The sequence below is a fragment of the Paraburkholderia sp. BL10I2N1 genome (assembly GCF_004361815.1).
Classification (GTDB): Bacteria; Pseudomonadota; Gammaproteobacteria; order Burkholderiales; family Burkholderiaceae; genus Paraburkholderia.
The window spans coordinates 4,487,302-4,500,772 of sequence record NZ_SNWA01000001.1; the positions used below are offsets into that span (position 1 = coordinate 4,487,302).

Annotated in this window: 8 protein-coding genes and 3 pseudogenes; 3 read left to right on the forward strand and 8 right to left on the reverse strand. The window is 61.5% G+C overall.

The annotated features are described in order from the left end of the window. Positions 1 to 37: 37 nt before the first annotated feature. Together B0G77_RS20880 and B0G77_RS20885 are read left to right on the forward strand one after the other, a co-directional pair. Positions 38 to 241: pseudogene (locus B0G77_RS20880) on the forward strand (hypothetical protein); the annotation flags it as partial. 37 nt (positions 242 to 278) lie between these two features. Further along, positions 279 to 575 (forward strand): annotated as a pseudogene (locus B0G77_RS20885) (4Fe-4S binding protein). Between the two features lie 14 nt (positions 576 to 589). Here B0G77_RS20885 and B0G77_RS44410 read toward each other — a convergent pair. Together B0G77_RS44410 and B0G77_RS20895 are read right to left on the reverse strand one after the other, a co-directional pair. After that, positions 590 to 697 (reverse strand): annotated as a pseudogene (locus tag B0G77_RS44410) (short-chain dehydrogenase/reductase); the annotation flags it as partial. Between the two features lie 22 nt (positions 698 to 719). Beyond that, a complete protein-coding gene (locus B0G77_RS20895; protein ID WP_133663814.1) occupies positions 720 to 1,466 on the reverse strand; it encodes a response regulator in 747 nt (248 codons plus the stop codon). Positions 1,467 to 2,028: 562 nt separating this feature from the next. Between B0G77_RS20895 and B0G77_RS20900 the strand changes: the two genes are divergently transcribed. Next, entirely contained in the window at positions 2,029 to 2,775 is a 747-nt protein-coding gene (locus B0G77_RS20900) for a response regulator (RefSeq protein ID WP_133663815.1), read from the forward strand. An 868-nt stretch (positions 2,776 to 3,643) separates the two neighbouring features. Here B0G77_RS20900 and B0G77_RS20905 read toward each other — a convergent pair. The 6 genes from B0G77_RS20905 to B0G77_RS20930 form a co-directional block, all read right to left on the reverse strand. Next, positions 3,644 to 3,895: an EF-hand domain-containing protein gene (locus tag B0G77_RS20905; protein WP_128595501.1), complete on the reverse strand. Its 252-nt coding sequence runs from the start codon at positions 3,893 to 3,895 to the stop codon at positions 3,644 to 3,646. A gap of 120 nt (positions 3,896 to 4,015) precedes the next feature. Further along, positions 4,016 to 4,570: a glycine zipper domain-containing protein gene (locus B0G77_RS20910; protein WP_243751074.1), complete on the reverse strand. Its 555-nt coding sequence runs from the start codon at positions 4,568 to 4,570 to the stop codon at positions 4,016 to 4,018. 39 nt (positions 4,571 to 4,609) lie between these two features. Further along, the gene (locus B0G77_RS20915; protein ID WP_166656205.1) at positions 4,610 to 5,410 is read right to left on the reverse strand and encodes a MipA/OmpV family protein; all 801 of its coding nucleotides are present in this window, start codon (positions 5,408 to 5,410) and stop codon (positions 4,610 to 4,612) included. Positions 5,411 to 5,831: 421 nt separating this feature from the next. Beyond that, the gene (locus B0G77_RS20920; RefSeq protein ID WP_133663817.1) at positions 5,832 to 7,250 is read right to left on the reverse strand and encodes an efflux transporter outer membrane subunit; all 1,419 of its coding nucleotides are present in this window, start codon (positions 7,248 to 7,250) and stop codon (positions 5,832 to 5,834) included. After that, on the reverse strand, positions 7,247 to 10,399 hold the full coding sequence (locus tag B0G77_RS20925; protein ID WP_133663818.1) for an efflux RND transporter permease subunit: 3,153 nt from the start codon (positions 10,397 to 10,399) through the stop codon (positions 7,247 to 7,249). The genes B0G77_RS20920 and B0G77_RS20925 overlap by 4 nt, the downstream gene beginning before the upstream one ends. Next, on the reverse strand, positions 10,396 to 13,470 hold the full coding sequence (locus tag B0G77_RS20930) for an efflux RND transporter permease subunit (protein WP_133663819.1): 3,075 nt from the start codon (positions 13,468 to 13,470) through the stop codon (positions 10,396 to 10,398). Before B0G77_RS20930 ends, B0G77_RS20925 begins: the two co-directional genes overlap by 4 nt. Position 13,471 lies beyond the last annotated feature (1 nt).

Sequence of the window (13,471 nt, forward strand, 5' to 3'; positions counted from 1 at the left end):
CTACGATGGTCGGCGCGAGCCGCTTACGCTGGGATGGATGGTGATGGCGTTGTGGAATTGGGTTATCCCGGCACTATTCGTTGGCGGCCGCCCGATTGACTACGCGCACGCCATGGGTCTGTTGATCCTGAGCCGGATCCTGTTTGGTGGATTTCGAGGTCATGGCGGTTGTGGCGGACGCCGGCATTGGCGTCGGTGGGTACAGACGACACCAGAAGAGCGCGAAAACTTCAGAAAGGCATGTTTTCCGTTCGCGACAAGCACCCAGGAGACTGCGCATGAGCGACGCGTCGAAATCCACTGGCAAGAAAGCCCCTGGTGTCATTGCCCCCGTGGTCAATTTAAAACGTGCGAGGGTAAAGCCGATTGTGCCGTCAAATGCCCTGAATCCGTTTTCGAAATCCGCCTGATCGATACAGCAGACTATCAGCGGCTAGGGACACCGCAGAAACTCAAGCTGCGCGTGCATGAAATGAAGGTTGCGTAGCCACCAAACGCCGATGCGTGCCGGGGCGTGTGGCTTATGCGTGACGGCATGTCCCGAACGCGCCAGCACATTGGCCAGGCTCGAATGACCCCAGGTTCAGTTCACATTGAGTTGCGGGAGTTCCAGCGCAAGAGACCGGGTGAACGCTGTGACCGAGGCCTTGCTCACGGAGTACACGGAAAGCAGAGGAAGCGGCTTGAATGTCACACTCCAGCGTCCAACAGGTAACACTTTAGTTTCGGGTTGCAACGAGCATGTAGCCGAGGCCCCACACAGTGCGGATATGTCGCGGCGAGGTTGCCTCTGTCTCAATCACCTGTCGTAACCGAAGAACTTGCACGTCAACGCTGCGGGCGCTCGCCTCATATTGCGACCCGCGCGCGCGCTCTATCAGATTTGCGCGGCTTACAGGACGGTTTGGCGTCTCCGCAAGCGCACACAGGAGACGCATTTCAGCTGCGCCGAGTTCGACGATGCCCGCTTCGTCCGACATCAATTCTCTACGCCGAACGTCCAGCCTGAAGGCGCCGAACCGCAAGCATTGCGACTCGCCTGCGAGCAGCATCTCGCCCCGCACGTTTTGCAGGCGCACCTGAAACTGCTGCCGACGTAACATCGCCCGAACCCGCGCTATCAGCTCGCTCGGCAGAAACGGTTTCGCGAGATAGTCGTCGGCGCCAATCTCCAAACCTACGACCTTGTCCGCGGGATCGCCACGCGCTGTTAGCATGAGGATGGGGATTGTCTCTCTCCGAGCACGCAACCGACGGCAGATGGACAGGCCGTCTTCGCCTGGCATCATGATATCGAGAATCAACAGGTCGAACGGGTAGCGCTCGATCAAGACGTCCAACTCAATGCCTGTCTTCACCGCGCGCACCGAGAAACCTTGTGCCGTCAGAAAGCGTTGCAGCATATTGCGGATTTCAACATCATCGTCAAGCACGATGATGCGACCGGTTGGCAGATCATCTGACATATGATTAAGCAGACACCTCTAATAAAGCCTGTCTTTTAGTTCCTGTTTGCGATGCTACGCGGCGAACCGCCTGGCTTTGCTACAGCCGTCACGTGCCTCGGTGGGCGGCGACACGTGCATCTGCATGCCACAAGAAGTTCCGTATGGTTCGACGAACGGAATATACAAGGATCTCCGCACTGGATGTGTTGGAAAGGTATGTCAAAAGATGTCACCGTTTGTGCTGGCCACAACACTGACTGGCGAAAGCCCACGACTGCCCGGCGCCACTCGTACGTACGGGCATGCCATCCTGGCTGCTCATATTACATCTGTCGCTCGTGGTCAGCCAGGAAACGCGTGCACCCGTGCGTTTGCGGACAGAAAAATAGGCGCGGCACCGCTCTGGGTAGCGGAACGAGCCCGTCGATGACATTTCCTGACATCATTTGCTAACACCTGACGTTATGAAATTCGCCTACATTTCTTCGATCGATCGTCTGCTGCTGCTTCTGCGGTGCGCTCGCATTGCGGTTAGTCGCGGCCCCGATCATCACTCGTTTGTGAGCGTTATTCTCTTCCTATGTCAGCTCAGATTCTTCTCATCGACGACGACGCCGAATTGTGTGATGCGACTCGCCGCTACCTGGTAAGGTGGGGTTTCGACGTGTCAGTGCTACATGACGCGCGTTCGCTCGAACAGCGGCTCAAACACGAACGCCCGGACCTGATAGTGCTCGATCTTATGATGCCGGGCGTCGACGGCATGACGGCACTACGTAGGTTGCGCGCATCAGGCGACGACATGCCAGTCTTGATGCTCACCGCCCGCGCCAACGAAGAGGACCGCATCGCTGGCCTTGAATTGGGTGCCGATGACTATCTCCGCAAACCGTTTAACCCGCGTGAGCTGGTAGCACGGATTCAGTCAGTGCTGCGGCGCCAGCGCGCCGTACCCGATGCGGGCATTCCCCAACGGCGGCAACCTTACACATTCGGCGCGTTCACGCTGGACTTTCAGTCGCGCACTCTGAATAGCGGAGAGACGTCTCTTACCTTATCTGCCAGCGAGTTTGCGCTGCTGCAGATTTTCGTTAATTCTCCCATGTGCACACTCACCCGCCGGCGTCTGCTCAAGTCACTTCACGGCCCGGACTCCGAGACCGCCGATCGCGGCATCGACGTTCAGGTCTGGCGTCTGCGCCGCATCGTGGAAACTGACCCGTCGACACCACGATTCATCCAGACCGTTCGCGGCTGCGGATACGTCTTCGTGCCGGACCTCGAAGAGCGTGCTGCCGGCACAGCGGCGCACTATTCGCATAACTGAGGTCTCTGGTTGCCCTCATGCTGCTGTTGCGCCTTTCGCGGAATATGCGCTGATTGTTTCGAGGCGACCAGTTACAAAATTGCTATTCGGTGGCAGCGGCCAAGTGGCGAACACCGCGAACGCCACTCCACGTGGTAATCGACCATACGTCGAGCGTCGGCTAACTGCCTCACACAGATATACACGATTTTTGAGCGGCTGTTGTCATGGCCGCTATCCGTGAACTGGACGCAGTTGCGCATCGTCCATGCGGCGAGCTTCGGATAGGATGCAAAGTGGCCGCTATGCAACCCGCCCGCCCGCGGGGCGGACACGCATAGACTCAGGTCAATAGTACGCGGGAGCGACGATCAGTGGCGGTCGAGGGACTACAACCAATGGCCGGGCCACTATTGGACGACCCACCGGAACGACTACACAGCCGCTAAGCACCGCGGCACTCATGCAAAAACCGGCAGCAAGCGCAAAGCGACAAAGAACACGCGCATTAAGCATTATTTCAACTCCTTTCAAATGAGACTAGCGACTGGCAGTAGGGATGCGCTCAGGGGTTACCGCGGGGTGCGACGCGCCGCTCGTGTCCCAGACCGTAGTCCGCTTTTTTGGGGGCCAAGATTCGCGGTGGTGGTCTCCCTGTCCAGGTCGCCCTCGACCGGAGCGCCGGGCGCGACGAGCACGCGGGGATTGATTTCGGTGCGCCTGGCGCGCAGAACTTCTAGCTATCGGCTTGCGCACGGGCGGGTTGTTAGCGTCGGGGTTGCCGGAGCGCGCAGCAGCCCCATCATTCGACGTGATGAGGCGACCCGATGGGACATATTCAATACACGGTTAAACCAGCCGAGGGTATTGAAGCTTGCCTTACAAGCGCTTACTGCTGATGCTGCGCGGCGAACTGTTCAATCTGCTCAAGCGTCACGTACCCTTGATGCGTCGTATCGATCTCATCGAAATGGGCTGCGACGCGCGGCATACCTGCCTCCGCCTGTTCTTTCGTGAGCTTGCCGTCATGAGTTGCGTTCGCGGCAGTAAAGCGCGCTTCCAACATCTGCTGCATGCTGCTCTGCGCGAACGCAGACGACACAGCGAACATTGCAGCCAGAATAATGAATAAACGTTTCATCAAAGACTCCTTTAAGAAAATGAATGACGTGCACGGAATAGCTAAGGGGACAAAGCTCGACCCAGGATTTCCAGCCGGCAGAATTCCAGGTCAAGCCATGGCACGACCATATGAGAGAAATCAGTACGGCGCGTAGTAGTAAGGTGGGGGCGCGCCATAGATTACGGCGCGGGGCGGCACGGGGCGTACGGGCACGATGATCGCTGCCGAAGGAGGTGTTTCGATCGTATCTCCCTTCGCCGTAATGCATTGCGCGTACGCGTTATCGTATTGCTGCTGCGACGACGCTTCGGTCTGATTGTGCTGCGCCGAGCCCATCATGCTGCCGAGCAGCAGTCCGGCACCCGCACCGATTGCGGCGCCGGCACCAGCGTTGCCCGCCCCGGCGCCGATCAGAGCCCCGGCCGCGGCGCCTCCAGCCGTGCCGACAGCGGTAGCTGCAAGTCCGGAGGTTGCCGCCTGATGCGAGGCCGCCGCCGGATTCACGACCTGGGTCGCGTACGAGCGGCAGCTATAGTCGTCCTGCTGGAACTGGTTGAGGGTCTTGCCGTTCGCTGGGACCGCCATGACGGTAGGAGCACTCGGCGGCGTAACCGCACACCCCGCCATGCCCAACCCAACAGCGAGGCTGACAAGCAGTGGCGCGGTACGAGTCCATGTCAGATTCCGGTTCATTGATAATCCTCTCACGATGATGCAGCGCGAAGTAAGCGCTCAGAAGTGGTAAGCAGCGCCCACCGATCCAAATACAGCCGCGCGTCGTTCAACGATCGGACTGTTCGCAGCATCGCCGAGCAAGGAACCGACGCCGAAGGCGCTTTGCAGTGACCACTGCTGGTTCAGCCGATGATCCCAGTCGACCTTGAGGTCGACTCGCGAAAAGCCAGCTGAGGGGTGATACGGCGAGAGGCCGGCCGTGCTGGACGCAGCCTGCTCGCTGTCGATTCCGAACCGCGTCTGCTGCGAAGGTCCGTTGGACCACACGGTGTCGGCGGACACCTTCACCCGGTCAACGGGCTTCTGGACCAGCGCATAAGACGCGCTCAGCGTGACACGATTGCCATAGCCGGCATGCGCGGACTGAAGGAAGCGGAGACCGGCGCTCGCTGGACCATAATGCCAGCGCGCGAACGCACCGAAGTCGAAGGACGTTGCGATATCTCCGATGCCGTTGAGCACCGCCGCATCGTCCTGGTTGCGGCCCAGCTGAACGCCGATCAGCGGGCCCACCGCAACACTCGGCCCCAACGGGTAGGCGATGCCGCCCGTGAGCCCCTGCACGAAGATTGCCCCCTCCGACAGCGACAGCATGGGCAACGGCAGCACACGATAGGACTTGCCGCCTTCGTAGTGGGGCAATGCGGTCACGTCGATGCCCACGGTGTTGGCCGGCGACGACTGCGCCAACGCCGGTGACTTATGCAGGCACGCGCTGGCGATGACAGCGAGCGCGCCCAGCCACCGTCGTGCGCGGCCTCGCTTGAAAACTGCGGTGACAAAGCGATAGTCATGCATGTTCAAGCCCATCCATCGATGGTTGCCGGGCGAACCGCAACGCCCACGCTGATATCAATCGCCAGGGACCCCGCAGGCGCCTTGCCGACAGCCATAGAAATCGCCGCACTGGCAGCAGACACGAGAACGATTTGAAATTTCACTGCACACTCTCCATGTGATGGATTCGCCCCACTGGCGAACCCCGCATGACACAGCCGCCAATGTAGAGAACCTGTGCGCTACATGTTGTTAGAAATGTGTTGCATGCCATGTCAAGTCACGTCGCGACGAAGCGATACCGCACGAGTGGACGTAACGGGGCCTTGCACGCAGTTCGAGACGCGGACTTTGAAAAACAGTCGTGGGCGCTAGCGCGCTCTGGACCACGCAGATCGGCAGACGACGTCACAACGGCGCGCCCGCCATCATGGGATCGGGCCTAGCTCTTCGACGACGTCCAGCCGCCGCCAAGGTTCTTCACCAGCCCAACGCCGCTTTTCGCCAGTGCCCCCTGCGTGTCGTTCAGGTTCTGTCTGGCCGTCAGTAGCGTCACTTGCTGAGTCAAATCGGACTGCTCGCTCGCGGTTCCGGCCGTCAGTTGCGCGGCGACGCTCTCCAGCAACTGCCGGTTGCGCTGGTAAATGTCGGCAAACGCGTGCTCCTGCTGGCGCAGATGGTTCAGCGACGACAGGCTGTCTTCCACGTTCTGGAACGCCGTGAGCACGGCTTCGCGGTAAGATGCGACGTCTTCGTCATAGGTCGCCTGCGCCTTGTGCACGGCGGCCACGCGGGCACCACCGTCAAACAGCGTGGCGGCAAGTGACGGACCGAGCGACCACATCCGGGTCGGCAATGAGAACAGCGTCGCGAAGGTGTTGTGTTGCACGAGACCCTGTGCCGATAGATCGAGGTCGGGAAAGAATGCGGCCTTCTCGACCCCGATGAGCGCGTTCGCAGCAGCAGCGGTGCGTTCCGCGCTGACCACGTCAGGCCGTCTTTCCAGCAACGCAGACGGCAGCACGGATGGCACCTCGGGCTGGCGAAACACATAGTCGAGCCGCGGTGCAATCGACAACGAAGCCGGCGGCACACCCGTGAGCGCCGCGATTGCGTGCTCGTCCTGCTCGCGCGAGGTCAGTGAAATTTGCAGGTTCGCGACAACCGCCTCCTGCGTGTCCTGCGCATTCAGCAGATCGACTTGCGACGCAGTCCCCTGTGCCAGCGCTGTGCGCGTGATCGCGAGAATCCGCCCGTTGACCGCCTCCTGCTGCCGCAACAGGTCGATGTCGATATCGAGCTGGCGGATTTCGAAATAGTCGGTCGCCAGCGTCGCGGCAATCGATAAGCGCTCGCCGGCAAGCGTCGCATCCGCGCCCTGCGCGTTCGCCTTGCCCGACTCGATCTGCCGGCGCACGGCGCCCCACAGATCGACTTCCCAAGTCGCGTCGGCCTTCGCGTATTCCGTCGTCGTGCCCGAACTGTGCGAGGCCGACGCGTCGACACCGAGCGTCGGAAACAGGCTCGCCCGGTCTGCAGCGACGGTGGCCTGCGCGAGCCGATAGGCGGCCGCCGCGCCTGCAATCGACTGATTCGACTGCAGCGCTGCGTCGACGAGCCGGGACAGCTCGGGATCGTCGTACGCGTCCCACCACCGGGTTGAGAGCGATGCCTGCGGGTTGGGCGCCGCAAGTCGCCACTGTGTGCCCGCTTCCTTGAACTGCGTTGGAATCGCTACGGCCGGCTGGTGATAGTCCGGGCCGACCGCGCAGCCCGAAAGCCAAAGCGTGGCACCGAGCGCACAGACGCAGCAGCACATGCCGACCGACACGACCGACAGGAATCCGATGGGCGATTTCATGCGTGTTTCCTTCGGCGCCGCAACCGCTGCGACGCCCGATCGAGCCAGAGATAGATGACAGGGGTGGTATAGAGCGTGATGACCTGGCTGAACACCAGACCGCCGATGATCGAGATGCCAAGCGGCTTGCGGAATTCGGACCCATAGCCCGAGCCCAGCACGAGCGGCAGTGCACCGAAAATTGCGGCGACCGTCGTCATCATGATCGGACGGAAACGGATCAGGCCCGCGCGCACGATCGCCTCCTCCGACGGCAGTGCATGCTGACGCCCTTCGGCAATCGCGAAGTCGATCATCATGATCGCGTTCTTCTTCACGATGCCGATCAGCATCAGCACGCCGATCAACGCGATAATCGACAGCTCCGTGTGAGTGAGCAGCAGCGCGATCAAAGCGCCGACGCCCGCAGAAGGCAGCGTCGAGAGAATCGTCAAAGGATGAACCAGGTTCTCGTACAGCATGCCGAGCACGACGTACACCGACAACAGCGCGGCGAGGATCAGCAGCGGCTCGCTCGCCATCGACTCACGAAACGCTGCTGCCGTGCCGGCGAACGCGCCGGAGATACTCGCCGGCATTCTGAGCGCAGCGACGGCCTGACTGATCTGCTGCGTCACGGGTCCGATCGATGCACCGGGGCGCAGGTTGAACGATACGGTAATGGCGGGGAACGTAGCCTGGTGATTGATCGAAATAGCGCTGGGGTCGGTCGAGAACCGGGCCATCGCGGCGAGCGGCACCAGCGCTGAACCGTTCGCCTGGGCCGCGGCCGACGGCGTAGCGGCGCTTGCGCCGGTTGCCCCCCCGGCGACGATCGTCGACGCGCCGCTCGTGGCGAGCGCCGGGCTCGCTGGAACATGGATGTCCTTCAGTACCGAAGGACTTGTCCAGTACTCGGGTGCCACCTCCATCACGACGTGATATTGATTCGCGCTCCCGTAGATGGCCGAGACCTGCCGTTCGCCGAACGCGTCATAAAGCGCCTCGTCGATATCTTTGAAGCTCACGCCCATTCGCGCGGCGGAGTCGCGGTCGACGTCGATGCCGACCTGCATGCTCTTGTCCTGCTGGTCGGTGTTGATGTCGGCCAGCGCCGGCATCTTGCGCATCTGCGCAACTAACTTCGGCACCCATTGATCGAGTGTCGCCTGGTCGTCCGCGGTCAGCGTGTACTGGTACTGCGCGGCGCTCTGTCGGCCACCGGCCGCGAGGTCCTGCAACGACTGCAGATAGAGCTGTGCCCCCGGCATATCGGCAAGCCGTCGGCGCACCTGAGCGATCACCTGATCGGCCGTCGCGCGACGCTCACCCAGGGGCTTTAGCGTGACGAACAGCAGTGCGTTGTTGAGCGCGTTCGCTCCCCCCACGAAGCCACCCACGAACGCGACGTTCGGATTCTCCTGCACCGCCTTGTTGACCATCTGGAACTGGTGCTGCATCTCGTGCCAGGAGATGCTTTGCGACGCCTGCAGCGTGCCAAGCAGCAGCCCCGTGTCTTCCTCCGGGAAGAAGCCTTTCGGAACCACGGTGAACAGCCAGAGGTTCAGCACGAACACCAGCACCGTCACGCCACCCATCAATAGCGGATGCCGGATGACCCAGCGCAACGACGTGCCGTACAGGCGAGAAATTCCGCTCTCGTGATGGTCGTCGCCGTTCCCGGCTTGCTGTCCTCCGCGCAGGAAAATGCTCGTCAGCATCGGCGTGACCGTGAGCGAAATCAGCATCGACATCACGATCGCAACGGAAAGCGACACCGAGAATTCACGCAGCAGCCGGCCAATCAGGCCACCCATGAACAGCAGCGGCACGAATACCGCGATCAGCGAAACGCTGATCGAAAACACCGTGAAGCCCACTTCCTGCGCCCCTGCGAGTGCCGCCTCGATGGGGTTCTTGCCGCGCGCCAGATGCCGCATGATGTTTTCGACGACGACGATTGCATCGTCGACCACGAAACCGGTCGAAATGGTCAAGGCCATCAGCGAGAGGTTGTTCAAGCTGTAGCCAAGAAAATACATGACCCCGAATGTACCCAGCAGCGACAGCGGTACGACGATCGCCGGAATGAGCGTCGCGCGCCAGCTGCGGAAGAACGCGAACGTGACCGCCGTCACGAGCACGATGGATACAAGCAGCGTCATTTCGACGTCGAGCAGCGAGCCACGGATCGTCTTCGTACGGTCCACCGAAATCGCCAGCTTGATGGACGACGGGATCGCCGCTTCGAGCGCCGGGAGTTGGGCCTTCACGTTGTCGACGGCGTCGATCACGTTCGCGCCCGGTTCCTTATAGAGGACCAGCAACACGGCCGGCTTGCCGTTCGACAGGCCGTAGTCTTCAAGCTGCTCGACATCCTGACGTACATAGCCGAGGTCCGACACACGCACGATGTTGCCGTTGTTCTGCCTGACGATCAGTCGTCCGTAGTCGCCGGGTGAATACAACATGTCGTTCGCGCCGATCGAATAGTTCTGCCCGCTCGCCGACATCGATCCCTTGGGCAAATCGACATTCGCATTCCCGATCGTGCTGCGGATCTGCTCCAGACTGATGCCGTAGTGGCTCACCCGGTCTGGATTCAGTTCAACCCGCACCGCCGGCAGCGCGGCGCCGCCCACCACCACGTTGCCCACACCGGTTGTCTGCATCAGCTTCTGTTGCAGCACCGTCGACGCCGCGTCGTAAAGCTGGGCTGGCGTGGCCGTGTCGGAGGTCAGACTGATCACGAGGATGGGCGAATCCGCGGGATTGTCCTTGCGATACGTCGGGCTGCCGTCCATATTGGGCGACAGGTTGGTTTTCGCCGCGTTGATCGCGGCCTGCACGTCGCGTGCCGCGCCGTCGATATTCCGGCTCAGGTCGAACTGCAACGTGATCTGCGTCTGCCCGCGCGAGCTGACCGACGTCATCTGTGCCAGGCCCGCAATATGGCCGAACTGCCGCTCGAGCGGCGTCGTGACCGAGGAGGCCACCGTCGTCGGATCGGCACCGGGCAGTTGCCCCTGCACCAGGATCGTAGGAAAGTCGATTTCGGGCAGCGGCGCAACCGGCAGCAGCCTGAATGCCAGGATACCGAACAATGCAAGGGCGACCGCCAGCAACGTCGTCGCGATGGGCCGCCTGACGAATGGGCCAGACAGGTTCATTGCACATACTCCGTTGCGATCGGCTCGTCCGCGGCAAAGCGTCTTTCCAGACGATGCATTGCCAGATAGATCACCGGCGTCGAGAACAAGGTCAGCAACTGGCTGACGCACAGGCCGCCGATAATCGCGATGCCAAGTGGATGCCTCAACTCGGAGCCCATGCCGGAGCCGAACGCGAGCGGCAGTGCGCCGAACAGCGACGCCATCGTCGTCATCAGGATGGGACGGAAGCGCTGTTCAGCCGCACGCCGGATCGCATCGTGTGCGGACAGGCCGTGGTTGCGCTGCCCGTCCAGCGCGAAGTCGATCATCATGATCGCGTTTTTCATCACGATGCCGATCAGCAGCACGATACCGATCAGGCCCATGATGTCGAACTGGGTTCCGGTCATCAGCAGCGCCAGCAGTGCGCCAAGCGCCGCCGAAGGGAGCGTGGACAGGATCGTGACCGGATGAATGAAGCTCTCATACAGGATGCCGAGCATCAGATAGACCACGATCACGGCAGCGGCGACCAGGTACCCTTCACTCGCCAGCGACGACTGAAAGGTCGCAGCCGATCCTTCCAGCGACACCTGGACGGACTGCGGCAACCCTATCTGTTCCTTGACCCGGTCAAGACGGGCGATCGCAGTGCCGAGGCTGTATCCGGGAGCGAGATTGAACGACACGTCCGCATACGGGAACTGGCCCTTGCGATCAATCCGCAACGGCACGGGCATCACCTTCATCGTCGCCATCGACGCGAGCGGCGCGAGGCTGCCCGACGACGTATCGACATAGAGTCCTGAAAGCAGATGCGCAAGGTCGTCGGCGTTGTTTCTCGCGACCAGCACCACGTGATACTGGTTCAACTGCGTGTAGATCGTCGACACCTGGCGCTGACCAAACGCGTCGTACAGCACGTCGTCGATCGCCTGTGGCGTGATGCCAAGCCGCGACGCGGTATCGCGGTCGAACGTGAGTTGCACCTGATTGCCTGACTGCATCGCCTCGCTCTGCACGTCGGCAAACGCCGGGTCGCCGCGCAACGCGCCAACCAGCACGCCCGTCCAGCGCGAGAGCAGCGCCGGATCGGTCGACTGCACGCCGAGCCGGTAGCTCGTCGTCGAGACGGTGTCGTCGAGCGTCAGATCCTGCACCGGATGCAGAAACAGGCGCACGCCCGCGAGGCCTGCGGTGTCATCGGTCAGACGGCGGATCACCTCGTCGATGCGCGCTCGTTCGCCCTTGTCCTTCAGATTGATCAACAGCGTGCCCTGATTGATCGTCGGTCTCGTCTGGTCGATGCCGACGAACGACGAGAGACTTGCGACTGCCGGATCCCGTGCGACCCGGTCGACAACCCGCTGCTGTTGGCCGATCATGCGCTGGAACGAAATGGTCGGTGCGGCCTGCACGACACCTTCGATCAGACCTGTGTCCTGCTCGGGAAAGAAGCCCTTCGGCATCAGCGTCAGCACGACGAACGTCAGCGTGGCCGTCAACACCACCGATGCGATCGTCAGGCGCCGATGCGACAACACCCAGTCGAGACCGCGTATGTACCTACTGTTGAGCCGGTCGAAGAAATCGACCCGATGCGAGTGTGGCTGCGCTTTTAACATGCGCGAGCACATCATCGGCGTAAGCGTCAGCGACACGAACGCCGACAGGACGATCGCAACCGACAGCGTCAGCGCGAACTCACGGAACAGGCGCCCGACCACGTCGCCCATGAACAGCAACGGGATCATGACCGCAATCAGCGACACGGACAACGAGACGATCGTAAAGCCGATCTCCTTCGCACCCTTGATCGCGGCGCTCAGAGGCGTTTCCCCGGCCTCGATGTAGCGCGTAATGTTCTCGATCATTACGATCGCGTCGTCGACGACAAAGCCTGTCGCGACGGTCAGCGACATCAACGTGAGGTTATTCAGCGAAAAGCCGAGCCCGTACGCGACGGCGAGTGTGCCGGCCAGCGAAAGCGGCACGGTGACTGCGGGAATCACGGTAGCGGGCACATTGCGCAGGAATACGAATATCACCATCACGACGAGCGCCACGGCGATTGCGAGCTCCGTTTCGACGTCGGCAACCGACGCGCGGATCGTCTTCGTGCGATCCGTCAGCACGGCGACCTTCACCGATGCGGGCAAGCTCGCCCGCAGTTGCGGCAACAGCTTCTGCACGCTATCGACTACATCGATCACGTTGGCACCCGGCTGCCGCTGGATGTTCAGCACAATTGACGGCGTGCTGTTGGTCCACGCCGCCTGTTGCAAATTCTCGGCGCTGTCGATCGATTTGGCGATCTGCGCCAGCCGAACCGGTGCGCCCTGCCGGTACGCGATGATCAAGTCGCGATAGTCCGCCGCCGATTGCAGCTGGTCGTTCGCGCCGATCGAATACGACTGGTATTTTCCGTCGAGACTGCCCTTCGCCTGGTCAACGTTGGCATTGCCGAGCGCGGCGCGCACGTCGTCGATCGACATGCCGAGTGCGTTGAGCGCGCCGGTATCGGTCTGCACCCGCACGGCCGGCCGCTGACCGCCGCTGATCGTGACCAGCCCCACGCCTGAAATCTGCGAGATCTTCTGCGCAAGCCGGCTATCGGCCAGGTCCTCGATCTTCGTCAGCGGCAGCACGTCGGATGTCAGCGACAGCGTGAGCACCGGGGCGTCGGCAGGGTTGACCTTGCTGTAGACAGGCGGATACGGCAGATTAGCCGGCAGAAAGCTCGAGGACGCATTGATCGCGGCCTGCACTTCCTGCTCGGCGACGTCGAGCGAAAACGACAGATCGAACTGCAACGTGATCACCGACGTGCCGTTCGAGCTCGTCGAGTTCATCGCCTTCAGCCCCGACATCTGGCCGAGCTGTCTTTCGAGCGGCGAGGTGATCGACGAACTGACCACATCCGGGCTTGCGCCGGGATACTGCGTGTAGACCTGGATCGTCGGATAATCGACTTCCGGTAGCGCCGAAACAGGAAGCAGGATGTATCCCAGCACCCCGGCTAGAAACAACGCGATCATCAACAGCGCGGTCGCAATGGGCCGCTCGATAAAGATTCGTGAAGCGTTCATC